Source organism: Sorangium sp. So ce176, assembly GCF_051519835.1.
Taxonomy (GTDB): Bacteria; Myxococcota_A; Polyangia; order Polyangiales; family Polyangiaceae; genus Sorangium; species Sorangium cellulosum_G.
Window position 1 is genome coordinate 820,952 of sequence record NZ_CP150371.1, and the last position, 25,777, is coordinate 846,728.

The 25,777-nt window shown below is 72.5% G+C and carries 22 protein-coding genes; 8 read left to right on the forward strand and 14 right to left on the reverse strand.

The window, feature by feature from the left end; genetic code table 11:
* Positions 1-27: 27 nt before the first annotated feature.
* Complete coding sequence (locus tag WMF42_RS03085; RefSeq protein WP_434045428.1) at positions 28-1,914, forward strand: protein kinase domain-containing protein; 1,887 nt, start codon at positions 28-30, stop codon at positions 1,912-1,914.
* An 87-nt stretch (positions 1,915-2,001) separates the two neighbouring features.
* On the opposite strand, the gene WMF42_RS03090 is transcribed toward WMF42_RS03085, so the two are convergent.
* The 3 genes from WMF42_RS03090 to WMF42_RS03100 all read right to left on the reverse strand — a co-directional run bounded on the left by WMF42_RS03090 (position 2,002) and on the right by WMF42_RS03100 (position 5,212).
* Positions 2,002-2,679, reverse strand: a complete 678-nt coding sequence (locus tag WMF42_RS03090) for a glutathione S-transferase family protein (protein ID WP_437690056.1) — start codon at positions 2,677-2,679, stop codon at positions 2,002-2,004.
* 291 nt (positions 2,680-2,970) lie between these two features.
* Positions 2,971-3,600 carry a hypothetical protein gene (locus tag WMF42_RS03095; RefSeq protein ID WP_437690058.1) on the reverse strand — a complete coding sequence of 210 codons (630 nt, stop codon included), beginning with the start codon at positions 3,598-3,600 and terminating at the stop codon, positions 2,971-2,973.
* 328 nt (positions 3,601-3,928) lie between these two features.
* On the reverse strand, positions 3,929-5,212 hold the full coding sequence (locus WMF42_RS03100; RefSeq protein WP_155798644.1) for an MFS transporter: 1,284 nt from the start codon (positions 5,210-5,212) through the stop codon (positions 3,929-3,931).
* Between the two features lie 282 nt (positions 5,213-5,494).
* Between WMF42_RS03100 and WMF42_RS03105 the strand changes: the two genes are divergently transcribed.
* The gene (locus WMF42_RS03105) at positions 5,495-5,632 is read left to right on the forward strand and encodes a hypothetical protein (protein ID WP_155798645.1); all 138 of its coding nucleotides are present in this window, start codon (positions 5,495-5,497) and stop codon (positions 5,630-5,632) included.
* Between the two features lie 87 nt (positions 5,633-5,719).
* Here the strand turns inward: WMF42_RS03105 and WMF42_RS03110 are convergent, their stop codons facing one another.
* The 3 genes from WMF42_RS03110 to WMF42_RS03120 form a co-directional block, all read right to left on the reverse strand.
* Positions 5,720-6,643 carry a glutamate--tRNA ligase family protein gene (locus tag WMF42_RS03110; protein ID WP_434045432.1) on the reverse strand — a complete coding sequence of 308 codons (924 nt, stop codon included), beginning with the start codon at positions 6,641-6,643 and terminating at the stop codon, positions 5,720-5,722.
* Positions 6,644-6,736: 93 nt separating this feature from the next.
* Positions 6,737-8,599: a glutamate--tRNA ligase gene (locus tag WMF42_RS03115; protein ID WP_437690061.1), complete on the reverse strand. Its 1,863-nt coding sequence runs from the start codon at positions 8,597-8,599 to the stop codon at positions 6,737-6,739.
* A 121-nt stretch (positions 8,600-8,720) separates the two neighbouring features.
* A complete protein-coding gene (locus WMF42_RS03120; protein ID WP_437690062.1) occupies positions 8,721-10,370 on the reverse strand; it encodes an adenylate/guanylate cyclase domain-containing protein in 1,650 nt (549 codons plus the stop codon).
* A gap of 544 nt (positions 10,371-10,914) precedes the next feature.
* Here WMF42_RS03120 and WMF42_RS03125 point away from each other — a divergent pair.
* Positions 10,915-11,655, forward strand: a complete 741-nt coding sequence (locus WMF42_RS03125) for a hypothetical protein (RefSeq protein WP_437690064.1) — start codon at positions 10,915-10,917, stop codon at positions 11,653-11,655.
* A gap of 56 nt (positions 11,656-11,711) precedes the next feature.
* Here the strand turns inward: WMF42_RS03125 and WMF42_RS03130 are convergent, their stop codons facing one another.
* From WMF42_RS03130 to WMF42_RS03140, 3 genes are all read right to left on the reverse strand, one after another.
* Positions 11,712-13,370, reverse strand: coding sequence for a hypothetical protein (locus WMF42_RS03130; RefSeq protein WP_437690066.1), 1,659 nt, complete (start codon positions 13,368-13,370; stop codon positions 11,712-11,714).
* A 184-nt stretch (positions 13,371-13,554) separates the two neighbouring features.
* Positions 13,555-13,935 carry an Hsp20/alpha crystallin family protein gene (locus WMF42_RS03135; RefSeq protein WP_437690068.1) on the reverse strand — a complete coding sequence of 127 codons (381 nt, stop codon included), beginning with the start codon at positions 13,933-13,935 and terminating at the stop codon, positions 13,555-13,557.
* 95 nt (positions 13,936-14,030) lie between these two features.
* Positions 14,031-14,495, reverse strand: coding sequence for an Hsp20/alpha crystallin family protein (locus WMF42_RS03140; RefSeq protein WP_437690070.1), 465 nt, complete (start codon positions 14,493-14,495; stop codon positions 14,031-14,033).
* Between the two features lie 407 nt (positions 14,496-14,902).
* Between WMF42_RS03140 and WMF42_RS03145 the strand changes: the two genes are divergently transcribed.
* The gene (locus tag WMF42_RS03145) at positions 14,903-15,484 is read left to right on the forward strand and encodes a YtfJ family protein (RefSeq protein ID WP_061610099.1); all 582 of its coding nucleotides are present in this window, start codon (positions 14,903-14,905) and stop codon (positions 15,482-15,484) included.
* Between the two features lie 52 nt (positions 15,485-15,536).
* Here the strand turns inward: WMF42_RS03145 and WMF42_RS03150 are convergent, their stop codons facing one another.
* Complete coding sequence (locus WMF42_RS03150) at positions 15,537-16,418, reverse strand: MerR family transcriptional regulator (protein WP_434048834.1); 882 nt, start codon at positions 16,416-16,418, stop codon at positions 15,537-15,539.
* A 181-nt stretch (positions 16,419-16,599) separates the two neighbouring features.
* Here WMF42_RS03150 and crtI point away from each other — a divergent pair, with 181 nt between their 5' ends.
* From crtI to WMF42_RS03165, 3 genes are read left to right on the forward strand one after another with little or no spacing between them, the layout of a single operon-like run.
* Complete coding sequence (gene crtI / locus WMF42_RS03155; protein WP_437690072.1) at positions 16,600-18,192, forward strand: phytoene desaturase family protein; 1,593 nt, start codon at positions 16,600-16,602, stop codon at positions 18,190-18,192.
* Positions 18,173-19,129, forward strand: a complete 957-nt coding sequence (locus tag WMF42_RS03160) for a phytoene/squalene synthase family protein (protein ID WP_437690074.1) — start codon at positions 18,173-18,175, stop codon at positions 19,127-19,129. The genes crtI and WMF42_RS03160 overlap by 20 nt, the downstream gene beginning before the upstream one ends.
* The gene (locus WMF42_RS03165; protein WP_437690076.1) at positions 19,126-20,607 is read left to right on the forward strand and encodes a lycopene cyclase; all 1,482 of its coding nucleotides are present in this window, start codon (positions 19,126-19,128) and stop codon (positions 20,605-20,607) included. The genes WMF42_RS03160 and WMF42_RS03165 overlap by 4 nt, the downstream gene beginning before the upstream one ends.
* Here the strand turns inward: WMF42_RS03165 and WMF42_RS03170 are convergent.
* A complete protein-coding gene (locus WMF42_RS03170; protein ID WP_437690077.1) occupies positions 20,592-21,134 on the reverse strand; it encodes a beta-carotene hydroxylase in 543 nt (180 codons plus the stop codon). The genes WMF42_RS03165 and WMF42_RS03170 overlap by 16 nt on opposite strands.
* 65 nt (positions 21,135-21,199) lie before the next feature.
* Here WMF42_RS03170 and WMF42_RS03175 point away from each other — a divergent pair, with 65 nt between their 5' ends.
* Positions 21,200-22,087 (forward strand): lysophospholipid acyltransferase family protein, encoded by an 888-nt coding sequence (locus tag WMF42_RS03175; RefSeq protein ID WP_437690079.1) that lies wholly within the window; start codon positions 21,200-21,202, stop codon positions 22,085-22,087.
* Here WMF42_RS03175 and WMF42_RS03180 read toward each other — a convergent pair.
* The 3 genes from WMF42_RS03180 to crtD are packed head-to-tail and all read right to left on the reverse strand — an operon-like array spanning position 22,044 to position 25,731.
* Positions 22,044-23,267 carry a glycosyltransferase gene (locus WMF42_RS03180; RefSeq protein WP_437690081.1) on the reverse strand — a complete coding sequence of 408 codons (1,224 nt, stop codon included), beginning with the start codon at positions 23,265-23,267 and terminating at the stop codon, positions 22,044-22,046. The genes WMF42_RS03175 and WMF42_RS03180 overlap by 44 nt on opposite strands.
* Positions 23,264-24,148: a carotenoid 1,2-hydratase gene (locus WMF42_RS03185; protein ID WP_437690082.1), complete on the reverse strand. Its 885-nt coding sequence runs from the start codon at positions 24,146-24,148 to the stop codon at positions 23,264-23,266. Before WMF42_RS03185 ends, WMF42_RS03180 begins: the two co-directional genes overlap by 4 nt.
* On the reverse strand, positions 24,145-25,731 hold the full coding sequence (gene crtD, locus WMF42_RS03190; RefSeq protein WP_437690084.1) for a 1-hydroxycarotenoid 3,4-desaturase CrtD: 1,587 nt from the start codon (positions 25,729-25,731) through the stop codon (positions 24,145-24,147). The genes WMF42_RS03185 and crtD overlap by 4 nt, the downstream gene beginning before the upstream one ends.
* Positions 25,732-25,777: the final 46 nt, after the last annotated feature.

Sequence of the window (25,777 nt, forward strand, 5' to 3'; positions counted from 1 at the left end):
TGATGGCACCATGGGAATGAAAGTCCGATGATCGCGGATCCTGCGCCGACGCTGAACCACCTGGCGGGACAGTGGCTGGGACCATTCCAGCTCGTTCAGCTGCTCGGGATCGGCGCGATGGGCGCCGTGTACCTCGCCAGGGACAGCGTCCTCCAGCGCGACGTCGCCGTGAAGCTGATCGCGAAGGGGAGCGCGGACACCGATCCCGAGCGGCGCGACCGCTTCCTGCGCGAGGCGCGCGCGGCGGCGCGCCTCCTCCACCCGAACGTTGTGCAGATCTTCCAGGTCGGCGAGGACGAGGACGTCCGCTACATCGCCATGGAGTACGTCCACGGCCTGACCATGGCCCAGGCGGCCAAGCAGCACGGCGGCCGCCTGCCGGAGCAGTTCGGGATCGAGAAGATGCGCGAGGCCGCGGCGGCGCTGGAGCTCGCGGCGTCGTTCGGCATCTCCCACCGCGACGTCAAGCCCGCGAACCTCCTGCTCAACGCGTCGGGGACGCTGAAGATCGCCGACTTCGGCCTGGCGTCCCACCCGGGGAGCGGCCCGCTCGGGAGCAGCGCCGCCGCCCGCACGCTGGAGGGGACGCCCTTCTACATGAGCCCGGAGCAGTGGACCGGGCAGGAGATCGCGCCCCCGTCCGACATCTACAGCCTCGGCTGCACCTTCTATCACCTGCTCGTGGGCAGGACGCCGTTCTCGGCGAGGGACCTCGCCGGCTGCTTCCACGCGCACTGCCACGCGCCCGTCCCGGATCCGAAGCTGTCGATGCCGGACATCGATCCGCTCCTCGCGGAGCTCCTCCGCCGCTGCATGTCGAAGCGGCCCCAGGAGCGGCCGTCCGCCGCCCACATCGTGGCGTTCCTCGACGACATGCTCATGCTCCGGCGCAGCAGCGTCCGGCCGCGGGAGCTGCCGGAGGCGCACCGGCCGAGCCTGGGCTCCTCCACGATGGATCTCTCCGACACGCGGATAAGCCACGTCTCGCTGCCGACCAAGAGCGCGTCCGCCACGCCGACAGGCACGATCCTGGTGAACAGCTCGACCGCGATCGGGCACTTCACCGGCCAGTACAGCTACCGCAACCACTTCGGGCTGACCGGGTATCCGTTCAGCGACATCCGGCAGCCGAGCTTCTTCTGGGACGCGGGCCCGTATGCCTGGGTCCTCCGGACGCTGGCGTCGCAGATCGTGGCCGGGCAGCGCCCGGCGATCCTCGTGGGCGAGCCGGGGAGCGGCCGGACGTTCGTGTGCGAGATGATCAAGAACAAGGTGCCTCGCATCCAGGTCTCCTCGATCGAGCCGCAGCTCCTCTTCGGGACGCGGCCGCTCGTGGCGCTGTGCCGGCAGCTCGGGGTGGGGAACGTGTTGCCCACCATGACCCAGCAGGAGCTCCTCGACACGTTCCTCGGGCAGGTGCTCCAGCGCGCCGGGCTGGACGCGATCGCCGTCCTCGTCGTCGACGGCGTCGATCCGGACGATCACGATCTCCTGATGGAGCTCCATGACATCCTGCGCACCGCCCCCCCGGGCAGGCTGTCGATGATCCTGGTGGGCGCCCCCGATCTCCCGGCGACCCTCGCGTCGAACGGCGTGCCGCGCGAGCTCTACTCGGGCGCGCAGTCTCTCCTGCTCCCCGGCATGACGCAGCAGGAGATGATCGAGTACATCGACTTCAGGATGCGCTCGGTCGGGGGGAGCGGGCGGGGGATCAACCTCGACATCGCGTCACAGCAGCTCCTGCACGCGAGGAGCAGCGGCAGCCCGAAGCTCATCAACATCTTCTGCCACAACGCGCTGACGATCGCCGCGATCCAGGGCGAGAGCGAGGTGAGCCTTTCATCCGTCCGCCTCGGGATGAAGAGCAAGAGCTATCTCACCGCCGAGGCGGCCATGGCCCTGATCCGCGGCTGAGCCGCGCCTGCGCCAGGCGGTCTGTCGGGCGGGCGGTGAGCCCCGGGGACGCGCACGGGGCCTCCCTGCGCGGCGGCTCGCCGGTCGTCAGTCGGTCCACTGGTGCGTTTCTTCCGGCCTCCCGCCGAACGCGGCCATGGCGATGGTCCACGTGAGGGGGCGCCGGGCGCTGCGCACGTACTCGCGCACGCCGCCGGCCCCGAAGAACGCGGTCATCGCCCGATGCAGCTCCGGGTACTCCGTCACGAGGCCGGTGTGCACGGGCAGGAGGGTCTCGAGGGCGAACGCCATGGCGACGTCGGCCAGGGTGGTGCGTCCCGGGGCGATCCAGTGCTCGGCGTCGGCGCGCGTCCGGAGGAAATAGGCCTCCAGCCGGTCCAGCTTCTTCACGCTGGCGCCGCGGTGGTCGGCGCGGATCTCGTGGAATCGCGGGTTCCAGAGGAGCGCGCCCACGTCCAGGAGCAGCTCGGACGCCGTCTCGACGACCTCGTCGATGCGCGCGGCCTCCTCGGGCGTGTCGCCGTCGAGCTTCAGCTTGCGCGCCAGGTAGCGGTTGATCGCCTGCGACTGGCAGACGGTGAGCTTCCCGTCGTGCAGCACGGGGAGCTGCCCGAACGGCGTACACTGCAGGAAGCGCTCCTGGGTGCCCGGCTGCACCCAGCTCTCCAGAGACACGCGCTCGTCGTCATAGGGCACGCCGCAGAGCTCCATCATGAGCCTGGCGATCTCCGCTCTCCCGCGCACTGCAAAGTAGATGAGCTTCATCCTCGTCCTCCGGTGGTCGCGCGGACTCTACAGCAGCTCTCCTCCATGTCCAACCGACGATCCAACTCTCCTGCAGGGCGCGCCCGGAGGACTTGGCACCTTGGCGGTCGTTCCGCTGATCCGGGGCAGCTTCCCGCAGCAGCGCCAGGACACCCAACAGGCTGAAACCCCGAGACAACGAACCACAGAGGGCACAGAGGGCACAGAGTTTTTTTTGTTGTTCCTCTGTGTCCTCTGTGCCTCTGTGGTTCAAATCTCTTCATCCCTGGGTGTTTCAAGCTGATCGGCGCTCTAGCTGTCGTTCCCTGCTGCCGAGGGCGCGCTCTGCGGAGCGGCGGGGGCGGGCTTGACCATCGAGGCGAGCACCTGCTCGTCCGTCATCGGCGCGCGGGGGACCTTCAACGCGCGTCCGATGCGTGCTCTCGAGTGCTTGTCGTTGACGACACACCTGCCGCGCGTGTAGGCGCTCAGCCGGTCGCGCGCGTCCTGCTTGCGGCACGCCCCGAACGATTTCCGGATCAGCGCGAGCCCGGCGCGGAAGCATTTCTCGCGGTCCCCGACGAGATCCTCGTGCGACCACCCCTCCCGGGTCTTGCCGGCGCCGACGCGCACCTGGAGCAGGCAGGAGTCGACCCCCGAGCCGCGCGAGAGCTTGCCGAGGCCGAGATCGACGTCGCGCCGGTAGCCGCTCTCGTAATACGCGATCGACAGGAGCAGCGCCATCGTCTCTGCTCGCCCGCGCGGGCCGCCGAAGAGCGGCTTCGACTCGGGATCATACGCCACCTTCGCCGCCGCGCTCGCGATCTCGTGATAGCGCGCGCGGCCCGCCTCGGGCGTCTCGATCGCGTCCTTGATTAGGCTCGTTCCGGGCGGGGCCCATGTGACCATGATGCCGACAGCCCACGCGATGAGTGCATCCATGGCATATGGAAGGTCCCGGTCTCTCCCTGCGTCAAGCGATTCAGACAGCTTGACTGGATTATCGTCGTGCATTGTGCGATTGTGCGCACGCTCTGCTTGCATTATAACGTCCTCGTCAAACTGCCAATCGTGCGGACGGTAGTACGCGGTGCGCAATTATTTTCGCGCTCGATTCCGCACTCGAGTCGTCTCGCGCGCTCTCCGCGAGGGATCGCACATGGATTCGTTGCCTCGGAGCGCCCGGGACGACTCGCCCTCATCGAGCCCGGAGCGGCGGCGCGCTGCGCGCTCCGGGGCGGGCGGGCTGGCTGCCCCGGCGCCGCGCTCGTCACGCCTTGTCGGCGGCGTCTTCTTCGGAGGTCGCGCGCGTGTCCTCGAGCCGGTCCACCTCGCGCAGCTCGGGGAACAGCCACCCCCAGAGCAGCACGACGGCCATCGTCCCAAGGCCGCCGAGGATCACGGTGGGGACCGTCCCGACGAGCCTCGCGAGGGTGCCTGACTCGAGCTCTCCGAGCTCGTTCGAGGCGCCGACGAACACCATGTTCACGGCGCTCACGCGGCCGCGCATCTCGGGAGGGGTGGCGAGCTGCTCCAGGGTCATTCGCACGACGACGCTGACCATGTCGGTGGCGCCGATCACGGTGAGCGCGATGAGCGAGAGCGGGAAGCTGCGCGAGAGCCCGAACACGACCGTGGCGAGCCCGAACAGCCCGACGCAGAAGAGCATCTTCCGCCCGGCGCGGCGCCGGATCGGCCGGAACGCGAGGACCACGGCCATGAGCCCCGCCCCGGCGGCGGGCGCGGCGCGCAGCACGCCGAACCCCTGCGGGCCGACGTGCAGCACGTCGGTCGCGTAGATGGGCAGCAGGGCGACCGCGCCGCCCAGGAAGACGGCCACGAAATCGAGCGAGATGGACGCGAGGAGGATCTTCTTCCGGTAGACGTAGCGCAGCCCCGCGAGCGCCGTGGCGAGCGACGGCGGTCGCTTCTCCATGCGGCCGGTGCGCGCCCGCACGGCCAGGAGGCTGGCGCACGCCGCGGCGAGCGCGAGGCTCGCGGCCATGTAGACGGGCGCGGGCGCTCGCCAGGCGCCGTAGAGCAGCCCGCCCAGGCTCGGCCCGCCGATCGCCCCGACCTGCCAGAGCGTCGACTGCCACGTCGCCGCGTTCTGGAAGTGCGCCGCCGGCACGAGCGCGGGCAGGAGCGACGCGCCCGCCGGCCCCTGGAAGGCGCGCACCGTGCCGAGGAGCGCGAGGACGGCATAGATGGCCGACAGATCCGGGGCCGGCGAGCGCGCGAGGAGGAAGAGCGCCAGCGCGGCGAGCGACGAGGTGAAGTAGCAGATGGCGAGGATCCCGCGCCGGTCGAAGCGATCGGCCGTGTGCCCCGCGGCGAGGGACAGCCCCGCGATCGGCAGGAACTGCGCGAGCCCCACGTAGCCGAGCGCGAGCGGATCGCGCGTGAGGTCGTAGACCTGGAACCCCACAGCGACCGACTGCATCTGGTACGCCATCGTGGCGAGCAGGCGGGCCGCTGCGTAGACGCGAAAGTCGCGGGACTGGAAGGCGGCGATGGGCGATGACGGTTCCAGAGCGCTGGGGGCGTTGGCCATGAACAGGTCCGCGCGCCGTTCATGGCGCATTCCAGCGCGGGCTGCCAGGGACGCAGTTCCACCGGGTGTGTTTGAAACCAGTGGGACTGTTTCGATCCATGGGAAGCGCGTTTCGCGGCGAACGGTGCTTCAGCGCCGTGACGCTCGCGCGGCCCCGCGCAGAATGCTGGCGCGCCGGCCTGCTCCTATGGTAAGCGGCGGCCCCACATGATGCCCCCTGGAAGCGATACAACTCCGAGACGAGCGCGCGATCTCGCCGAGCAGGCGCGGCGCGCCTGGACGATGTTCGGAGCCCGCTCCCGCCGCGGGCGTGACGGCCGGCGCGACGATGACGACGATGACGACGATCTGCCGCGGCCGAGCGCGATCGTGACGCTGTTCCCGCTGCTGGGGCTCGGCGCCTTGCCGTTCCCCGCCTGATCCGCGCCCGGCGCGGGCGGAGCTCGCGTCTCCGCTCCTGTCGGTTCCTCTCTTCCTCTCGTCCTCTCTTCCTCTCTGTTCCTCGGCTCAGGGGACCGGCGTCACCGCGAGCGCCCCGTCGCTCCACCGCACGACCCGGTCCGCCGTCGCGACCTTCGCCCAGCCGAACTCCCGGAGCAGCTCCGCCGGCGTGCACGGCTCCGGCCGATCGCGCAGGCCGACGCAGCACGCGAGCGCCCCGCAGAGCGCCTCCGCGCTCCGGGTGAGCGCCGCCCCGCGCGCCGACCCGTGCGTCTTCGCGAGCTTGCCGCCGCGCTCTTCCAGGAGGAGCAGGTGGTGCCTGTAGACAGGCGCAGGCAGCCCGAGCAGCGCCTGGAGCGCCGCCTGCGTCGCGGTGCTCGGCGCGATGTCGCGCCCCCGGACGACGCGCGTGACGCCCGCCGCGCCGTCGTCGACCACCACCGCGAGCTGGTACGAGAACGCGCCGTCGCGCCGGCGCACAACGGGGTCGCCCATCGCGAGCGCCGGATCCTGCGAGAGGTCGAGCCCGCCCTCGTCCACGGGCCGGAACACGCCGTCGGGCAGCCGCGCCCGGATCGGCTCGACGCTCGCGCGCCACCCGCCGGGCGGCAGCGCGCGGCCGCGCGCGCGGTTGTCGTACGCCCAGCCGCCGTCGGGCGCGCGCCTGCCGATCGCGCGCACCTCCTCGCGCGTCGCGGCGCAGGGGTACAGCGCGCCGAGCGCCTCCAGCCTGTCCATGGCCGCCTCGTGGTGCGCCCGCCGGGCGTGCTGCTCGACGCGCTCGTCGAAGTCGAGCCCCAGCCACGCGAGATCCTCCTCGATGGCGCGCGCGAACTCGGGCCGGCAGCGGTCGGGGTCGAGGTCCTCCAGCCGCAGGACGAGCCGCGCGCCGCGCGACCGCGCGTCGAGCCAGCAGAGCAGCGCCGCGGCGAGCGTGCCGAGGTGGGCAGGCCCCGTCGTCGAGGGCGCGAACCGGCACACCTCGGTCATCGCGCCCCCTGCCGCCGTCGCCGCGGGCCGGGGAGCCGCCGCGGCCCGCGCCCTGGGCGCGCGGCCTCCGGGCCCGTCACGCCGCGCCCCGCCTCAGAAGAAGCGCGCGATGCGCGCCCGCACGCGCGGCTCACCGAGCACCGCCATGACCTCGGTCAGGTCGGGGCTGTTGCGCGTCCCGCAGACGGCGACCCGGAGCAGCATCGAGACGTCGCCGACATGGCCCTTGAACGCCTCGGGAGAGGCCTTGTACTGCTTCACCTCGCCGGCGTAGCCGGCGGCCACCGCGACCTGCCGGATCTTCTCGAACCACGCCTCCTTCGCGTCGGCCGGATCGAAGGTGTCGAGCATCTGCCGGAGCAGCGGCTTGCGGTCGCCCTCCGGGACGTTCTCGGGGAAATCGAACGTCTCGACGCGGCCGTAGAGCTCGTCGAAGAAGAAGAAGAGCTGGGGGCGCAGGTCGGGCCACGTGACGATGCGCTTGTTCGACTTCTTGCCGCCTCGCTCGATGCCGAGCGCGCGCTTCGTGTACTCCGGATCTCGCTCCATCAGCGCGGCGAGCTCGGCGTCGTACGCCCTCGCCCAGTCGAGGCCCTGGGCGTAGACGTCCTCGGCGCTCATCCGGCTCACGACCGCCTGGCTGACGCTCTTCAGCTTGACCAGGTCGCTCAGGGCGCCGCCGGGGGCGAGCTTGTTCAGCTTGAGGGGGAAGGCGGTATAGGGCTTGTCGGCGTTCGCCTTGCGCCAGTCCTCGAACGCGGAGTTGGCGATGTTGAGCAGGTACTCGATCGTGGCCGTCTCCGGGACGCCGATCTCCCGGTAATACTCGATGTTCGCCTCCGGGTCCTTGCGCTTGCTCAGCTTGCGCCGCGCGTCCGAGACCTTCGTCTCGCCCGTCTCCGGGTCCGCCTCCTCGACGCGATCGAGCTTCTGGATCGGCGGGACGTGGGCGTACTCGACCGGCCTGAACCCGAGCACGCGGAAGAGCTGCAGGTGGAGAGGCATCGACGAGATCCACTCGTCGCCGCGGATGACGTGCGTCGTCCGCATCAGGTGATCGTCGACGGCGTGGGCGAAGTGGTAGGTCGGGATGCCGTCCGACTTGAGGAGGATGGTGTCGAGATCGTTGACGGGCATCGAGATGACGCCCTTCACGCCGTCCTTCCACTCGACCCGGCCAGAGACGTCGTCCGGGGCGCGCAGCCGGAGCACGAACGGGGTGCCGCCCGCGAGCGCCTCCTTCACCCGGGCGAGCGGCGCGTCGCGCCACTTCGCCCAGCGGCCGTAGTACCCGGTCTTGATCGCGACGGCCCTCTGGTCCTGTACGCCCTTCTCCTGGAGCGCCTTCTGCTCCTGGACGGCCTTCTTCTGGAGCGCTTCCTGCTCCTGCCGGATGGCGTCGAGCTCCTCGACCGTGCAGAAGCAGGGGTAGGCGAAGCCGCGGCGGATGAGGTCGATCGCGTAATCCCGGTAGATGGCGACCCGCTCCGTCTGGACATAAGGGCCGTAGTCGCCCTGCTGAACGAACTCGCCCCGCGCCGCTCCTCCCTCCTTTGCCGGCGCGCGGAGCACGCCCTCGTGAGGGGAGAGGTCATAGCGCGCGAGCGAGTCGACGATGGTGTCGATCGCGCCGGGGATGGCGCGCTTCACGTCGGTGTCCTCGATGCGGAGGAAGAAGACGCCCTCGCTCTGGACGGAGAGCCGCTTGTTGATGAGCGACACGAAGACGCCGCCGATGTGCATGAACCCGGTGGGGCTCGGCGCGAACCGGGTGACCATCGCGCCCTTGGGCAGCGCGCGCCGGGGATAGCGCGCCTCGTACTCCTCGGGCCGCCTGGCCGGCGCGGCGGCGTCGCCGAACAGGAGGCGCACGAGCTCGTCGCGGTCCTCTCCGGGGCCCGGTTCGCGGACGGTGACGGGAAGAAGCGTCGTCTCGGTCGAGGCCTGCTTGTCCATGAGGGCGCGTCGCTCCTGGTCTGACATCGGGCGGGGGCGCAGCCATTGCACGCCCGCCCGGCCTTGTCAATCATGGCCTCGGGCGCGCGCCGCGCTCACGCCGCGCTGACGCCGGGCCGCGCTACTGCGGTGTCTTCTCGCCGATGAGCCAATACGTCTTCATCGCGCCCTTGCCCTTGATCGCCACGAGGCCTCGCTCCTCGAGGACGAAGTCCCGATCGAGCAGGGCATAGCTCGCCTCGCTCACCTGGATGCGCCCCGGCTCTCCGCTCGACTCCATGCGGCTCGCCACGTTCACCGCGTCGCCCCAGAGGTCGTAGCTGAACTTCTTCTTGCCGATCACGCCGGCGATGACAGGCCCGGTGTTGATGCCGATCCTGAGCCGGAAGGGCTCGCCGTTATCGGCCAGGAACCGGCGAACGGTGTCCGTCATCGCGAGGGCCATCTGCGCGATCGCCCGCGCGTGGTCGGGGCGCTGCACAGGCAGCCCGCCGACGACCATGTAGGCGTCTCCGATGGTCTTGATCTTCTCCAGGCCGTGCTGCTCGGCGAGCTGATCGAACGAGGAGAACATCCGGTTGAGCAGGCCGACGAGCTCCGTCGGGTTGAGCCGGGCGGCGAGCGGGGTGAAGCTCGCGATGTCCGCGAAGAGGATTGTCACCTCCTCGAAGTGCTCGGCGATGAGCCGCTCGTGCTCCTTGAGCTGCTCGGCGATCGACCTCGGCAGGATGTTGAGGAGGAGCCGGTCCGAGCGCGCGTGGGCCTGCTCCGCCGCCGCCTTCGCCTGCTCGAGCGCCGCCTTCTGCTGGCTCTGCCGGCGGGCGTTCACCTCGAGCGCGGTGAGCATGCCGTTGATCGATCCGGTGAGGCGCGACAGCTCGTCGTTCCCCGGCATCGCGACCCGCGCGGAGAGGTCGCCGACGCCGCCGATCGCCGTGACCTCCCTGCTGAGGCGGGCGAGCCTGTAGAGGACCAGCTTCTCGAGGAGCAGCAGCGTGACGCCGCCGAAGACAAGGCCGACGAGCACCGTCACGAGGACGAGATAGCGCAGCGTGTCGTTGCCCATCCTGAGGATCGCCCTGTCGTTGTCGACGCGCACGATCAGCGCCGGATGGCCGTCGATATCGTCGAGGACTGTATAGCCGGCGATCCGGTCCTCGCTGAGGGGCCGGACGACGGTGGGGCCGCGGCCTTCGAGGGCGGCGCGCGCCTCGCGGAAATCGGCGGGCAGGTCGGGGTCGTCGAGGCGGCGCACGGCGAGCGAGAGGCCGGCCGGCTCGGCGAGCCGCTGGATCTCGGCGTCGGTCAGGAAGCGACCGAACGTGACGGTGCCGGCGACCGGCCCGCGGCCGGCGCTGCCGACGCTCGGCTGGGAGCAGAGGAGCATCGGCCCGTCCGGCAGGAGGACGATGCCGCCGCGGACGGCGCTGGTCGGCGCGTCGCGCGCGAACAGGAGATCGCCGATGCGGAGGCGCTCCGCGATGCCCCGCGGGACCGGCGCCCAGCGCTTCGTGCCGTGATCGTACCCCGTGCTGTACACGGGGGTTCCGTCCGCGTCCGCGAAGATGGCGAGGTCGATCCGGGCGATGTCGAAGAGCTCGGCGACGAGGTTGGAGCGGACGAAGTCCTGATTGCCGTCCTGCACGAACGCGTACGCGTCGTCCCACTGGCTCCAGTCGGTCCAGCGGGCGTTGAAGTCGCGGCTGGCCTGCTGGAAGAGGTTGAGCGCGACCTGCGCGGTGCGGCGCGTGTCCTGGGCCTCGGCGGCCATCGAGTTGGCGAGGAGCGCCCGCGAGGAAACGCCGTACAGGGCAAAGCTGAGCCCGAGCAGCGTGGCGGTGATCGCCAGCAGCGTCTTCGCGCGCAGCGAGAGCAGGGCGTCGAGGGCGGGCTTGAGCGTCAGCGACGGCGAGCCTATCGGAACGCGGGACGGCGCGGAAGCGCCGGAGCGGGCTGGGCAGGCGGGGGCGAGGCGGCGCGCGGGGCGGGGGGAGGGGGACGGCGATGCGGTGCAGGATGGGCCGGGGCGCAGGGCCGGCGCTCGCTGGACGGGCGGACGTGAGCCCGGAGGCGAGACGGCATGTCGACCGGGACTGGGGAGGTGCCGAGTTCCAGACGTGTGTCGATGACGTTGCCGTCGGTCGCGCTGGACAGCGCCGTGTCCGGTCGCTTCCTCGGAAAATCAGGCTTATCGTAATGAATGAAACTCGGCTGGCCTGGGCATTACGTGGTCGTGATGCAGATCGCCACGATATCTCACGCTGCCCACGTGGCTTCCTTGGACCGCTCTCGCGAGACCAGATAGAATCCTGTCAATGCACACGCCCGGACGGCTGCTCCTGGTTCCCGCGCTCCTGCTCACGCCCGCCGCGTGCGCCAACGGCACCGACGATCTGCTGCCCGGGTACGAGGAGCAGGCCGGCGGAGGCGGAAGCAACGGCCGTGGAGAGGGCGGCGCTGGAGGGAGGGACGCGTCGGCGAGCTCGAGCTCCAGCGCGAGCTCTAGTTCCAGCTCGAGCGTGAGCTCCGCCGGAGCCGGCGGCGCCGGGGGCGAGGGTGGTGAGGACGGGAGCGGCGAGGGCCTTGGCAGCGCGGGCGGGGGCGGGGGAGCGGTGGCCGAATGCGACCATGCGGCGCCGAACACCTGCGCTGGCGCAGAGAATATCGGTAGGGTCTCGGGCGACGAGGGCGCCGAGTCGTGGACGGTGACGGGAACCACGTCGGAGTGGTTCAAGGTCTATGTCGCCGACGACCCACAGGTAAGATTGTTTAACGGCACCGAGAGCTTCAGGGCCACGCTCACCTCCCCGCCGGGGATGAACTTCGACCTTATTGTCTACCAAGGTATGCTCGGAATTGCTGCGCCGGACTGCTTCGTGTCCGGTGTGAGAGCCCAGGGTACGCCCGAGTCGTTCATGACCATCTGGGACGATGTGGGGGGGCAGGAAGACGGCACCTGGTTCGTCCTCGAGGTGCGTCACGTGGAGGGCACCGCGTGCGGCGAGGACGCGAGATGGGAGCTGAAGGTCGAAGGCAACCCAAACGGGGACGATTGATCCTCAAAAGCATGTCGGCCCATCCGATCCGGGTCGGATGGGCTTGAGCGACGCGCTCAGGGGGACATCCGCGCCAATACCACGCTGGCACGATCGGTCATCAGCGGGGGATCCACCATGTCGATCGCGCCGTCGCTGGTGCCTGCGACGACGATCTCGCGCGTTTCCGGATGGATCGCCGCGGACATCGCCCCTTGGAACGCTGAACCGCTTCCGTAACGGTGACTCCACCGGTGAGTTCCCGAGGCATCGAACTTGGCGATGAACCAGTCGGTGTCGTTGGCGGTAAGCTCCCCGCCGCCGAAATCCACCTTTCCGCGGAAACCACCGGCGAAGACGAGCTCGCCCTCGGTGTCGAGCGCGATGCCCTGGAGCGGCATATCCCAGCTCTGATCGGTCGCGTCTCCGAGCTGCTTCGACCATGAGTGAGAACCGGTCGCTGTCAGGCGGACGACGAACAGATCGATATCGTCAGCGCGGGTCGTCTCGCGCGTCACATCCACTGAGTCGTTCGTGCCCACGAATCTGACCGTGCCGGAGAAGAGTCCAACAATACCGGCATTGCCTGCAGGATCCACGTCGACGCCACCGATCTCGACCATGCTGCCGTCGCCGTGGGTGAAGGCTGTGTTCCAGATCAGCATTCCATTGGCGTCGTACTGGGCCACCCAGCCGGACGGCTCCATGCTGGACGACTGATGGGTGTGGCCAGCGCCGAGGTCGACCGAGCTCACGAATGTGCCAGCGACCACCGCGCGACCCATCGCATCAACCCCGACACCTTTACACCACTGTTCGCCCGGCGGAGAGCCCGCGCGGTCCCCGATACGGACGCTGTATACAGGGTCGCCGTCCTCACCGCTCAAGCGCACCAGAAAGCCATCCATATCCGGGCCCTCGGCGGTCTCGAACGCCGGGTCGCCGAAGGCCACGGCGCCGCTGAAGATCCCGGCAATCACGGCGTCGCCGTCCGGTGTCACAGTCACGTCAATCGGTGTTATGTAGCCCTCCGGGCCGCCGAACCGCTTGCTCCACACGTGACCGCCGTCCGCGTCGAGCTTGGCGACCAGCATGTCGCTGGTACCCTCGGCCGGGAGATCATCGCCGCCGAGGTTCACGGTGCCCGCGTACCTGGTCGCGAACAGCACATTGCTCTCCGCATCCAGTGCCACCGTGGCAGCGCTGTCCCCTCCGGTCGGCACCCCGCGACTGTACACATAGTTGCCTTCGCGATCGAACACGGCGAGGAAAGCGCCACCACGAGGCTGTTCGGGCAGAGCCGTCGTCGCATCCGGGCCGAAGTTGAGCTCGTCCCGATAAACGCCGGCCATCGCGATGCGATCCCCCCTCGGGCTGATCGCCACCGACATTGCCATCTGAAAGGACCCCCCGCCGAAGATCCGCGCCCACGCGACGTCGCTGCAGCCCACGCCGTCGCAGTCCTCGTCGCCCCGCTGGTTGCAGTCCTCCTCGCTCGGGAGCGCCTGCTCCTCGCACGCGCCCCACATCCCATCTCCGCCGCAGGTCTGCGTGCCGGGCGCGCAGAGGCCGACGCCCTCGGTCTCGCTCGCGCCCTCGTAACACGGCCGCGTGTCGCCCCGCTCGCAAGGCGCCGCGTCGCCGCCCCCGGCCCCGCCGGAGCCGGGGGCCGCGGCGTCGGTGAACTCGTCGAGGCCGAGCAGCGTGCCGCAGCCGGAGACGAGCAGCGCCGTCATGGCGATGGAGGGGATGGAGGGGAGAGGACGACGCAGGATAGGCACGCGGGAACCGTAGCCGATGCCGCCCCCTGCAGCCCAGAGGGCTCGTCGATCACGCGTCAGGCACCGCGCGCTGCGCCGGGCCCTTCCGGAGGGCCGCCGGTCGCCCGCGACGCGGTGCCTCGGTGGTCGGCCCGCCACGTCAGCTCGCGCTGATCGGGATCTGACGGGGCTTGAGCGCGGCGCTCTTCGGCAGGTGGATCCGCAGGACGCCGGCCTGGAGCTCCGCGGCGATCTTGTCCGAGTCGATGCCCTGCGGGACCACGAAGCTCCGACGAAAATCAGGCAGGTTGTCCGCGCTCCGCTCGCGCTCGGCCGCATCGGTGCGCCGGCCCTCGAAGCTCAGCTCGCCCTTCTCCAGCCGGATCGCCAGGTGATCCTGCGTCACCCCCGGGAGATCCGCCACGACGAGGAGCTCCTCGGCGCTCTCGTAGATGTCGACAGCCGGGGGCACCGCAGGGCGCTGCTGGATCTTCTCAGGGGTATTCTCGGCACGGTTGGTCAAATTGCGATCGGTGCTCATCGTCATCGCTCCTTCCTCGGTACATTCCAGATCCGCTCTTCGCGGTATCGCTACCCTTCTCTTCTCTCCTTCGACTCCGTCGAACCCACGATCCCTCAGCGAGCGGTCACCGTGATCTGCCGCGGCTGCGCCTCGGCGGCCTTGCTCAGCGTGAGCGTCAGCACGCCGTTCTTGAGGACCGCAGAGGTCTTCTCGGGGTCGACCTTGCTCGGCAGCGTGAAGCTCCGGCTGAAGCGCACCGCGCCCCGCTCCTTGCGGTGAACGAGGTAACCCTCCGGCGCGTCCGACTTGCGCTCGCCGCTCACGGTCAGGACGTCCTGGTTCAGCGAGATCTGGACATCCTTCTCCGTCAGCCCAGGGAGATCGGCCTTGACGACAAGGGCGCTGCCCGTGTCGAACAGGTGAATCCGCGGGCCAGGCGTGTACCGGGGCGACTGGTCGAACTCGCCGCGGAGCGACGCGCGCGGGGCGTCATAGTCCTCGAACACCCGGTCCATGCGCCGACGAAGCTCATCCATCATGGCGAACGTGCGATCGAAATCCGTGTAACGGTTCAGCATGGCGACTCCTCCGTGACCCCCGCGCGCGGCGCGCGCCGGGGCCTCGCCCACGGCGCCGTCACCCTGCTCGCGACGGCCGATTTATTGTAGCGTTACGGGACCTTGGCTCCAGGAGCCGGTCTCTTCGCACCGCCCAATCTTTGCACGGCGCCCGGAGTGTCAAGAGCCGGGCCAGCCGCCCTGCCCCGTGACAGACGGGCCGGAAACAGCACCGGAATGCCGCCAAGGAAGCCCCGGCGATCTCATCCGGAGAACCCCCGAGGACTCCTCGGGAGCCCCCAGGGAGAGAGCTTCCAGGGACACCCCCGGCCGCCAGAGCGCCCAACGAGCTCTACAACGGCGCCCGCCGGATGGTACGATCCACGTTGAACAACCCTGGGATAAGTTGCCGAAGAATGGTACAAACCATGGACATGAAGAACCGCCCGTCCTTCTCCCGCCGCTCGTGGCCCGCCCGCCTCCTCTCGGCCGCCTCCGCCGCAGCGCTGTCGCTGGCGCTGATCTCGGGGGCCGCGCTGGCGCTGCCGTCCGAGGGCGACCGGGCGCCGAACGCGCGCCTCGAGGACGCCGACGGCCGCGAGCTCCAGCTCAAGGCCCTCCGGGGCAAGCCGATCCTCATCGTGTACGAGGACAAGGACTCGGCGACGCAGAACCAGGCGTTCAAGGACGCGCTCGCCAAGCTCGCGAAGGGCGACCGCTACCGCAAGACCATCGCCCTCGCGGCGGTCGCCGACGTGAGCTCGTACGACTTCTGGCCGGTGAAGGGGTTCGTGAAGGACGCCATCCGCGAGGAGTCGAGGAAGGTCGGCGCGACCATCTACTGCGACTGGGACGGCGCCTTCCGCACGGCCTACCGGCTCCGCCGCGGCATCAGCAACGTCATCCTCGTCGGCAAGAACGGCCAGGTGCTCTTCGCGGCCGAGGGCAAGCTCAAGCCTGAGGCGCAGAGGAAGCTGCTCGAGCTGCTCCGCAAGGAAGTCGAGGGCTGACCGCGGCGTGCGCGGGCGCGCGGCCGACGCGGCGCGCGCCCGCGCGGCGCGCTCAGCTCGCGTCCTTGCGGCGCCGGCGCGAGAGCAGCGCGGACTCGACCTGCGCGCGCACCTCCGAGACCTCGGTGGACGCCACCAGGCCGCCGCGCGCCTCGATGAACGGCCGGAGCGCCTCCGCGCCCGCGCCGCCCACGATCCACGCGGCGTCCCGGCACGCGTCCGCGTACGCGTCGACAAGCTCGCGCGCGGCCGGCGGCGGCGGCGGGATCGCCACCGTCAGCGCGACGATCTCCGGCGAGAGCGACTCGACAGCGCGCGCGATCGCGGCGGGCGGGGTCCGCGGGCCGAGCACGACCGAGCGGAAACCCCACGCGCAGAAGCGCAGGCCGATGCCGAACAGCCCGAGCACGTGGTCCTCGTCGGCGAAGGCGGCGAGCAGGACGCGCCGCCCGCTCTCGCCCGGCTGCGCGAGCCGAAGGAGGTGCAGCAGCGTGGCGCCGAGCACCTGCGACGCGAGGTGCTCCTGCGCGACAGTGATCTTCCCCTCGTGCCAGAGATCGCCGATGCGCTCGAGCGCCGGGCCGAGCGCGCGCTCGAAGATCGTCACCGCGGGGCCCAGCGAGAGCGCGCGGTTCACCTCGGCCTCGAGGCCGTCCGGATCGAACCGGAGCGCGGCGTCGACGATGCGCTCGCTCGCGCCCGCGAAGACGTCCCCGCCGTTCGTGTACACCGGCGGCTGAGGCGCCGCCGTCTCGATCACCATGCGCGCCGCCTCGGCGGCCGCCATGCCGCCGTTCACGTAGTCGCGCATCTTCTTGATCAGCGCGACGTCGTCCTCGCTGTAGAGGCGGTACGCCGACGCCGTGCGCGCCGGGGACGGCACGCCGTAACGGCGCTCCCACGCGCGCAGCGTCGCCGACGACACGCCACACATCTTCGAGACGGCATGAATTCTGTAGCGGCTCAACTGGACAACCCTGTTAAAGGCCGGCGAGCCGCAGCCGACCCCGCCGGCACGAAGCGCCGGACCGACGGGCAGCGAGGCCCAGGCAGACCAACTTGGGACGATACTTTCGCCTTTGTCAAAGGCTGGGACAAACATTATACTCGGCGCCATGCAGAACACCAGCGCTTCTTCGGCGCATCCAGAGCGGCCCGGATCTCCGGCGGGAGGCGACGGGGCCGCCTCCCTGCCCGCGCGGCGGCCGGCGGGAGGCCGCCAGGGGAGGCCGCGCGCCGTCGTGATCGGGAGCGGCTTCGGGGGGCTCGCGGCGGCCGTGCGGCTCGGGGTGCGGGGCTACGAGGTCACCGTCGTCGAGAAGCTCGATGAGCCGGGCGGGCGCGCGTACGTGCACCGCCAGGACGGCTTCACCTTCGACGCGGGGCCGACCGTGATCACGGCGCCGTTCCTCTTCGAGGAGCTCTGGCAGCTCTGCGGGCGCAGCCTGGCCGACGACGTCGACCTGCGGCCGGTGACGCCGTTCTACCGGATCCGCTTCCACGACGGCGCGACCTTCGACTACACGGGCGACGCCGCCGCGATGCGCGCCGAGGTCGCGCGCCTGTCACCCGGCGACGTCGAGGGCTACGAGCGCTTCGTCAAGACGAGCGAGGCGATCTTCCGCGTGGGGTTCGAGGAGCTCGCGCACGTGCCGTTCGGGTCGTGGAAGGACATGGCGCGCATCGTGCCGGACATGGTGCGGCTCGAGAGCTACAGGACCGTGTACGGGCTCGTCGCGAAGCACGTGAAGGACGACCGCCTGCGCCAGGTGCTGAGCTTCCACCCGCTGCTCGTCGGCGGGAACCCGTTCTCGACCACCTCGATCTACAGCCTGATCGCGTTCCTGGAGCGCAACTGGGGCGTGCACTTCCCGATCGGCGGCACGGGCGCCCTTGTGCGCGGGCTCGTGTCGCTCATCGAGGGGCTCGGCGGATCGGTCCGGTGCGGCGCCGAGGTGCGGCGCATCGCCGTCGAGGGCGGCCGCGCCCGCGGCGTGGAGCTCGCGTCGGGGGAGCGGATGGCGGCGGACGTCGTCGTGTCGAACGCGGACTCGGCGTGGACGTACCGGCACCTCGTGCCGCCCGAGGCGCGCAAGCGCTGGACCGACAGGCGCATCGAGCGGCAGCGCTACTCGATGAGCCTCTTCGTGTGGTACTTCGGGACGCGCCGGCAGTACCCGGACGTCGCGCACCACACGATCCTCCTCGGCCCGCGGTACAAGGCGCTGCTCGAGGACATCTTCCAGAGGCACGTGCTCGCGGACGACTTCAGCCTGTACCTGCACCGCCCGACAGCGACCGATCCGGCCCTCGCGCCGCCCGGCTGCGACGCGTTCTACGTGCTGTCGCCGGTGCCGAACCTGCTCAGCGGCACGGACTGGCCCGCCACCCAGGAGCGCTACCGGCGCTCGATCGCGGCGCTGCTCGAGGCGACGCTCGTGCCGGGGCTCGAGGGCGCGCTGGCGAGCTCGCGGCTGCTCACGCCGCAGGACTTCCAGGACCGGCTGCTGTCGTTCCGCGGCGCGGCGTTCGGGCCGGAGCCGGTGCTCACGCAGAGCGCCTTCTTCCGGCCGCACAACGCGAGCGAGGACGTCGAGCACCTCTACCTCGTTGGGGCAGGGACGCACCCGGGGGCCGGTCTGCCCGGGGTGCTCTCGTCGGCCCGCGTGCTGGATCAGGTGGTCCCGGATGCATCGAAGTTCCTCTGAGCCGTCAGCGGCGGACTTCGCCGCGTGCAAGGCGCTCCTGCGCAAGGGGTCGAAGAGCTTCGCCGCCGCGGCGCTCCTCTTGCCGGCGCGCGTGCGGGAGCCGGCGTCGGCGTTCTACGCGTTCTGCCGGGTCGCCGACGACGCTGTCGACGAGCTCGGCGAGCACGCCCCGCCGGCCGCGGCCGCGGCCGCGGTCGCGGCGCTGCGCGAGCGGCTCGCGCGCGCGGCGGCGGGCGCCCCGGACGACAGCCCCGTCGACAGGGCGCTCGCGCACGTCATGGCGGAGCACGCGCTGCCGCGCGCGTTCATCGACGCGCTGCTCGAGGGGTTCGCGTGGGACGCGGAGGGGCGCCGCTACGAGACGCTCTCCGAGCTGAACGCCTACGCGGCGCGCGTCGCGGGCGCCGTGGGCGCGACGATGTCGGCGCTCATGGGGGCGCGGGGGCCCGACGCGCTCGCGCGGGCGTGCGACCTGGGCGTCGCCATGCAGCTCACGAACATCGCGCGCGACATCGGGGAGGACGCGCGGCGCGGGCGCGTCTACCTGCCGCTCGCGTGGATGCGCGAGGCCGGGATCGATCCGGACCGCTGGCTCGAGCGGCCGGCGTTCGACGACCGGCTGGGGCGGGTCGTGGCGCGGCTGCTCGCCGAGGCGGAGGTGCTCTACCGCCGCGCGGGCGCCGGCATCCCGATGCTGCCGCGCGACTGCCGCGCCGCGATCCAGGCGGCGCGGCTCATCTACGCGGACATCGGGCGCGAGATCGCGCGCCGCGGCTTCGACTCCGTGTCGACGCGCGCGGTGGTGTCGCCCGGCCGCAAGGGGTGGCTCGTGCTGCGGGCGCTCGTCGGCAGGCCCGCGGCGCCGGCGGAGGAGCGCGAGCACGGCGCGGCGCCGCCGCTCGACGAGGTCCGCTTCCTCCTGGAGGCGGCGCGATGAGGGCCGGGGCCGTCAGCCCGCAGGCCGCCTCGGCGCGGGAGCTCGACGCGGCGCGCGGGCGCGTGCGCGAGGCGGGCGGCGAGGCGCTGCTCGCGCGGCTGGAGCACCTCGACGCGGCGCGGGCCGCGTCGCCCGGCGCGCCGCCGCAGGGCGCGGCGGCGCGGGCGCCCGATCGGGGCGCGGCCGTCGACCACGACGTGGTGATCGCGGGCGGCGGGCTGTCGCTGCTGCTCGCGCCGCTGCTCGCGTCGGCGGGGCTGCGCGTCGCGGTGCTCGACCGGGCGCGGATCGGCGCGGCGCACCGCGAGTGGAACGCTGGGACGGCCGAGGTGGACGCGCTGTCGGCGTCGGGGCTCTTCGCGCGGGCCGAGGTCGAGCGGCTCGTCGTCGCCCGCTACGCCGAGGGGCTGTGCCGCTGGCACGGCGGCGGGACGTACCCGGTGCGCGGCGTGCTCGATCACGCGATCGACGCGGGCGCGCTGCTCGAGGCGGCGCGGGCGCGGGCCGAGGCGCTCGGGGTCGCGCTGCTCGACGGGCACGCGCTCGTCGGGCACGCGGAGGGGCCGGACGCTGTGGGGCTCGCCGTGGCCGAGGCGCGGCCGGGCGCGGCGCCGCGCGCGCTTTCCGCGCGGATCCTCGTCGACGCGCGGGGCGCGGCGAGCCCGTACGCGACAGCGGACCTTGTCTGCCCCACGGTCGGCGGCGTGCTCGCGGGGCTCGAGGAGGGCGACGGCGAGCGGCAGATCCGGCCCGACGTGGGCGAGATCCTCGCGACAACGGAGGACGTCGAGGAGGGCAGGCAGCACCTCTGGGAGGCGTTCCCGGGGCGGCGGGGCGAGACGACGGTCTACCTCTTCTATTACGCGCGCTCCGGGGACGTCGGGCCGGGCGCGCTCCTGTCGCTGTACGCGCGGTTCTTCCGGCTGCTCTCGCGGTACAAGGAGGGCGACGCGCGGCTCGTCCGGCCGACGTTCGGGTTCATCCCGGGCTGGTCGCGGCTGTCGGCGGCGCCGCGCGCGCCGGGGCGGCGGGTGCGGCTCGTGGGGGACGCGGCGGCGCGTCACTCGCCGCTGACGTTCTGCGGCTTCGGCGCGAGCGTGCGCGAGCTCGTGGCGACGGCCGCGGATCTGGCGCGGGCGGTCGAGGACCCGGGCGCGCCGAGCACGGCGCACGACGCGCCGGTGCACTCGGGCACGGGCGCGCTCGCGGCGCTCATGGCGAGGCCCGCGGGCGGGGCGAGGGCAGGGGAGATGAACGCGCTGCTCAACACGGCGTTCGCCGTGCTCCACGCGATGGGAAACGACACCTACGCGGCGCTGCTGCGCGACGAGATGCAGCCGGCCGATTTCGTGAGGTTCCTGAGGGAGACGGCGGCGCGGCGGCCCGAGGTGTACCGCGAGGTGGTGAGCGCGCTGCCGCTCCGGGCCATCGGCCGCTGGGGCGCGGGGCTCGCGCGGGAGCTCTACCGGGCCCGCTGACGGGCCGCGGCGGTCGCCGCGCGGGCGGGCGAAGCGGTCGCGGCGCCGGGAGAGGGGGCGGGCTCCGCGCCCGCCGCGCGCCGCGCGAGGACGAGGGGCCCGAGGAACAGGCCGTACGGCGGGCCGCCGGTGCTGTGGTGGACGCGGTGCGCGTCGCGGACGCGCGCGAGGTAGGGGACGCGCGCGAGGCCCGAGACAGGGAGCCGCCGGTGGACGAGCCCGTCGTGGACGAGGACGTAGGCGGCGCCGAAGGCCGTCATGCCGAGGCCGAACCCGAAGGCGGCCTCGCGCAGCGGGCCCGGCGCGCCCATGCAGCCGTACAGGATGAGCCCGGTGGCCACCGGGGCGTGGAGGAACGAGAGCGCGTCGTTCCGCTCGAACAGGCCGCGCCGCTTCGCGTGGTGGGAGCGGTGGATGCTCCAGAGGGCGTGGTGCCAGACCTTGCCGTGAAGGAAAGCGGCCCACCCCTCCATGGCCGCGAAGGCGGCGAGGGCCGTGACGATCCAGATGGCGAGCGAAAGCGTCATCGCGCGGTCTCCTCGAGAAGCGAAAGCGCGGGCAGGGGGGTGTAGGCTCCGCGCCGGGAGCCCGGATGATTCCAGCGCGCAAGCATCGGTGGTTCAACGCCTGGTTCGCGGCGCACGCGCGCGCGCGGATCCACGGCACGTTCGGCGCGGTGCTCGCGCGGGGGGTCGACGCGGCGCGCGCCCTCGCGGCCGAGGCGCCGCTCCTGCTCGTCGCGAACCACTGCTCGTGGTGGGATCCGCTTGTCGTCCTGCACGCGTCGCAGCACCTGCTCGGCGTCGACGGCCACGCGATGATGGACGCGGACAACCTCCGCCGGCTGCCGTTCTTCGCGCTGGTCGGGGCGTTCGGGGTCGATCTCGACCTGCCCTCGGACGGCACGGCCGCGATCCGGTACGCGGCGCGGCTGCTCGATCGCCCCGGCCGCGCCGTGTGGATCTTCGCCCAGGGGCGGGAGCGGCCCTCGGACGAGCGGCCGCTCGGCTTCCGCGCCGGCGCGGCCCAGATCGCGCGCGTCGCGCGGCGGGCCAGGGTGCTGCCCGTGGCGCTGCGGTACGAGTTCGCCGGCGAGGAGCGGCCGCGGCTCTACCTGGCGATCGGCGAGCCCGTGGCCGCGCCGCTCGGGCCCGGCGAGGCGGAGGCGGGGCGCGAGCCCGGCGAGGCGGGGCGCGGGCCGCGGGAGCCGGAGGCGGGGCGCGGGGGGCGCGACACCGAGGCGGCGTGCGCGGCCCAGGAGATCGCCGTCACCGCGGAGCTCGACCGGATCCAGCGGGCGATCCGCAAGGTGGCCGGGGCGAAGGACCTGCTCCTCGACGTCGACGGCTTCCAGTACGTCCACCGGGCGAAGCCCTCGGTCGTCGGGCAGGCGGCGGAGCGGCTGCTCGCTCACTGGACGCGCCCCCGCGAGCCGCTCACGCCTCGGCTTCCCGGAGGAGGCCGCGGCGATCGATCGTGAACCGGCCGCTCCGCCAGACGACGGTGCGGGTCGACAGCGCCCGGAAGAACGCGGCGCCGAGGACGAGGTCGGCGAGGCACGCGTCGGCGGCCGCGGCGAGGAGCGACGCGCGCCGGCCGGCCATCCGCGCGGCGAACGCGGCGACAGCGAGGCGGCTCGCGACGGCGATCGCGATCGCGGCGGCCGCCGGCGCCGGCGCGACCGGGGCGGCGAGCAGGGCGAGCGCGGCGATGAGCGGCGTCGCGAAGAAGAGCGCCGGGTAGCTCGCGAGGAGCGCGGGGCGCTGCGCGCGGATGACGCTGATCCACCGCGCGTAGCGGGCGATGACGTCGCGGAGCGCCCGGCCCGCGGCGAGCGAGGGGGCGACGAGGGCCGCCGCGGCGATCGACCCTCGCGCGCCGCGCCGCGCGAGGAGGCGGCGCGAGAGCTCCATGTCCTCGCCGAGGTGCGCGGTGAGCGCCGCGAACCCTCCCGCGGCGGCGAGCGAGGCGGCGCGGACGGCGAAGAGCTTGCCGACGAGCCCGCGCGGATCGAGCCCCGCGAGCAGCGGGAAGGCGTGGAGCGACCCGCCGAGGACCGCGGCCGAGGCGCGGTCGCCGAGCGAGGCCGCCGGCGCGACCTCGACAGGGGGCGCCCACACAGCGTCGAGCGGCGCGGGGAGCGCGCCGTCGCAGAGGGGATGGACGAGGGCGTCGAGGTCGAGGCCGGCGAGGTCGACGTCGCTGTCCGCGACGAGGACGACATCGAACGGGGCGGTCTCCGCGGCGACCACCGCCGCGAGCTGGGACGCCTTCCGGTTCGGGCCGGCGGCCGCTGTGAGCGCGACCTCGGCGGGGATCCCGGCGGCGCGGAGCGCCGCGGCCGCGGACGACGCCACGGGGAACGCGCCGTCGCCCGCGTCCGCGACGGCGAAGACGCAGCGCGCCGCCGCGGACAGGCGCGCGCCGGCGAGCGAGCCGAGGGTTCGTTCAAGGTGCGGCTCCGGGCCGGCGCACGGGCGCACGACGAGGACGCGCGGCGCGCGCGGGTCGATCGCCGCGGCCGCCGGCGCCTCGCCGGAGGGCAGCGCGGCCGGCGCGCGCCGCCGCGCCGCGCGCCGGATCGCCTCGGCGGAGACGCTCGCGACCACGAGCGCCCAGGCGAGGGGCAGGCAGGCGGCCGCGTGGAGCAGCGCGCTCACGCCTCCCTCCGCATGCGGAAGGGCAGGAGGAACTGCACCCAGGGGCTGGCGAACCGGTCGAGCGAGAGCGCCTCGTGGACGACCGTGGCCGGCTTGCCGGCGAACGTCGCCGCCGCGAGCGAGCGCGCGTAGAACGGCGTGTCCTCGTAGGTGCGCAGGAGCCGGGGCGACGAGCCCAGGTCGGCCGCGATGCTCCGCGCCATGCCCCAGCGCGTGCCGCCGAGCGGCCGCGGGAAGAGCGGCGGGAGCTCGCGCGCGCCGCCGGCCGCGTCGAACGCCCTCCCGACGAGCAGCCGCGTGCCGTCGCGGCGCTGGACGTCGTAGGTGAGGGCGACCCCGTCCGCCCCGAGCGCGCGCGACCAGGTCCAGCTCTCGAAGGCGCTGTCGAGCGGCTCGTCGCCGGCGTTCGTGTCGAGGTAGGCGCTGCCGGTGAAGCGGAGCGACGGGTGCTCGAGCTCGACCTCGGCGCGCGCGATCGGCGCGATCGGGGCCCACCGGTGCCGCCCCGGCCGGTCGAGCGCGACCCCGTCCCCCGCGCCGCGCGCGCCCGGCTCCGGCGCGGCAGGGCGGAGGCGCACCGTCCCGGCGAGCCGCGAGGGGATCGGCGCTGTGATCTCGTCGAACGCGACGCGGAGCTCGCCCCCGGACCACTCCATCAGGCTCGGGCCGATGGCGAGCGAGCGCGGCGACCGGAAGACGGCGTCCCGCGGCCGCTCGGTCAGGGCCCAGCGATCGGCGCGCGGCCCGTACAGCGCGACGTTCATCGAGCAATGCATGAGCGGGTCCGCGGCGCCGCGCGCGCGCGCCCGGGCGTAGTACGGCGAGAAGACGCTGCCGAGCAGCGCGATGATCGTGATCGCGCACCGGCGATCGTCGCTCACCGCATCCAGGTACCACCAGGCATAGCCGCCGTCCGGGATCTCGAGGTCGAAGCGAGGTCCTCCATCACGCTCTGCGCCGCGAGCCGGCCGCTCAGCGCCGCCATCGGCACGCCCGCCCCCGGGTGCACGCTCCCGCCCGCGAAGTACAGGCCCCGGAGCTTCGAGCGCGAGGCCGCCCGCGCGAAGGGGGAGTTCCATCCGTGAGACGCCGGCCCGTAGAGCGCTCCCCCTGTCGCCGGGAACAGGCGCTCGAAGTCCGCCGGCGTCGTCACCACCGGAGAGGGGCCGACGCTCTTCAGCGAGAGGCCATACCGCTGCAGTTGATGGAAGACGCGCTGCTCGCATGCGTGGATCTCCGAGGGTGAGGGGGGGTGGGTATCACCGGTGGCAGGGGCATTGACGATGAAGAACAGGCGCTCTCCGACGGGCGCGGGCGCGGGCGCCTCCGGGGGCGCGCCGGGCCCGGCGCCGCCGAGCTCGGGCGAGGGCGCGTTCCAGCGGTCCTCGGCGCAGACGTAGACCGTGGCGTCGCGCGGGAGGGCGTCGCGCTCGAAGAGGTCGCGGAACTCGGCCTCGTAGTCGCCGGAGAAGAAGACGTTGTGCCGGAGGAGCGGGAAGCCGCTCGCCTCGGCCACGAGCGCCCAGGTGACCGCCGAGAGCGACCGCGGCGCGCCCGCCGGCGCCCTGCGGGCGGCGCGCTGGCCGAACAGGCCGCTCCGCAGCGCCGCCGGGTCGGCGTTCATCACGACCGCGTCGGCCGCGATGCGCTCGCCCCCCTCGAGCACCACCTCCCTGACGCGGCCGCGGCCTTCCTCGATGGCGGCGACGTGCGCGCCGCAGCGCAGGGTGGCGCCGGCGCGGGTCGCGGCCGCGGCGAGCGCCTCGGCCACCTGGTACATCCCGCCCTCGGGGAACCACACGCCCTCGCGCTCCACGTGCGCGATCACGCTCAGCGTCGCCGGCGCGAGGTATGGCGACGAGCCGCAGTAGGTGGCGTAGCGCCCGAAGAGCTGCCGCAGGCGCTCGTCCGCGAAGAAGTCGGAGAGCGCGCGGTGGAGGGTGCGGTGCCCGTCGATCTTCATGAGCCCGCTGATGCCCAGGCTGCCCGCCGTGCTCAGGATCGTCTTCAAGGTGGGCCGCTCCGCGCGCAGGAAGGGCGCCTCCACCACCTCGAAGATCTCGCGCGCGTACCGGCAGAACCGGCGGTAGCCGTCCGCCTCCCGCGGCCCCGCGAGCGCGCCGATGGCGTCGGCGGTGCGCTCGACGTCGGCGAAGAGGTCGAACGTCGCGCCGTCCGGCCACGCGTGGCGCGCGAGCGTCTCGGCCGGGCGGAGCCGCACGTGGTCCTCGAAGCGGAGCCCGATCGACGCGAAGATCTCGTCGAAGACCCACCGCATCGTGAGCACCGTGGGGCCGACGTCGACGCGTCGGCCCCCGAGGACCACCTCGCGCATCTTTCCGCCGACGCGCGCCGCCCGCTCGAGTAACACGACGTCGAGCCCGCTCGATGCAAGGAGCGCCGCCGCGGTCAGCCCGCCGATGCCCCCGCCGATCACCACGACGCGATCCCTCGTGTCCGCCATGGCTCCGGAGTGTACTCGACGCGCCTGCATTGTCCATGCTTTGTTG

What these genes read in the sequence shown, in the direction of transcription:
- crtD (WP_437690084.1), bottom strand. Translation starts at nt 25,731, where the DNA reads ATGGCGGACACGAGGGATCGCGTCGTGGTGATCGGCGGGGGCATCGGC.
- WMF42_RS03160 (WP_437690074.1), top strand. Translation starts at nt 18,173, where the DNA reads ATGCATCGAAGTTCCTCTGAGCCGTCAGCGGCGGACTTCGCCGCGTGC.
- WMF42_RS03150 (WP_434048834.1), bottom strand. Translation starts at nt 16,418, where the DNA reads ATGTGTGGCGTGTCGTCGGCGACGCTGCGCGCGTGGGAGCGCCGTTAC.
- WMF42_RS03140 (WP_437690070.1), bottom strand. Translation starts at nt 14,495, where the DNA reads ATGCTGAACCGTTACACGGATTTCGATCGCACGTTCGCCATGATGGAT.
- WMF42_RS03120 (WP_437690062.1), bottom strand. Translation starts at nt 10,370, where the DNA reads ATGGCCGCCGAGGCCCAGGACACGCGCCGCACCGCGCAGGTCGCGCTC.
- WMF42_RS03095 (WP_437690058.1), bottom strand. Translation starts at nt 3,600, where the DNA reads ATGGATGCACTCATCGCGTGGGCTGTCGGCATCATGGTCACATGGGCC.
- WMF42_RS03125 (WP_437690064.1), top strand. Translation starts at nt 10,915, where the DNA reads ATGCACACGCCCGGACGGCTGCTCCTGGTTCCCGCGCTCCTGCTCACG.
- WMF42_RS03170 (WP_437690077.1), bottom strand. Translation starts at nt 21,134, where the DNA reads ATGACGCTTTCGCTCGCCATCTGGATCGTCACGGCCCTCGCCGCCTTC.
- WMF42_RS03105 (WP_155798645.1), top strand. Translation starts at nt 5,495, where the DNA reads ATGTTCGGAGCCCGCTCCCGCCGCGGGCGTGACGGCCGGCGCGACGAT.
- WMF42_RS03145 (WP_061610099.1), top strand. Translation starts at nt 14,903, where the DNA reads ATGGACATGAAGAACCGCCCGTCCTTCTCCCGCCGCTCGTGGCCCGCC.
- WMF42_RS03100 (WP_155798644.1), bottom strand. Translation starts at nt 5,212, where the DNA reads ATGGCCAACGCCCCCAGCGCTCTGGAACCGTCATCGCCCATCGCCGCC.
- WMF42_RS03090 (WP_437690056.1), bottom strand. Translation starts at nt 2,679, where the DNA reads ATGAAGCTCATCTACTTTGCAGTGCGCGGGAGAGCGGAGATCGCCAGG.
- WMF42_RS03085 (WP_434045428.1), top strand. Translation starts at nt 28, where the DNA reads ATGATCGCGGATCCTGCGCCGACGCTGAACCACCTGGCGGGACAGTGG.
- WMF42_RS03165 (WP_437690076.1), top strand. Translation starts at nt 19,126, where the DNA reads ATGAGGGCCGGGGCCGTCAGCCCGCAGGCCGCCTCGGCGCGGGAGCTC.
- WMF42_RS03135 (WP_437690068.1), bottom strand. Translation starts at nt 13,935, where the DNA reads ATGAGCACCGATCGCAATTTGACCAACCGTGCCGAGAATACCCCTGAG.
- WMF42_RS03115 (WP_437690061.1), bottom strand. Translation starts at nt 8,599, where the DNA reads ATGGACAAGCAGGCCTCGACCGAGACGACGCTTCTTCCCGTCACCGTC.
- crtI (WP_437690072.1), top strand. Translation starts at nt 16,600, where the DNA reads ATGCAGAACACCAGCGCTTCTTCGGCGCATCCAGAGCGGCCCGGATCT.
- WMF42_RS03175 (WP_437690079.1), top strand. Translation starts at nt 21,200, where the DNA reads ATGATTCCAGCGCGCAAGCATCGGTGGTTCAACGCCTGGTTCGCGGCG.
- WMF42_RS03130 (WP_437690066.1), bottom strand. Translation starts at nt 13,370, where the DNA reads ATGACGGCGCTGCTCGTCTCCGGCTGCGGCACGCTGCTCGGCCTCGAC.
- WMF42_RS03110 (WP_434045432.1), bottom strand. Translation starts at nt 6,643, where the DNA reads ATGACCGAGGTGTGCCGGTTCGCGCCCTCGACGACGGGGCCTGCCCAC.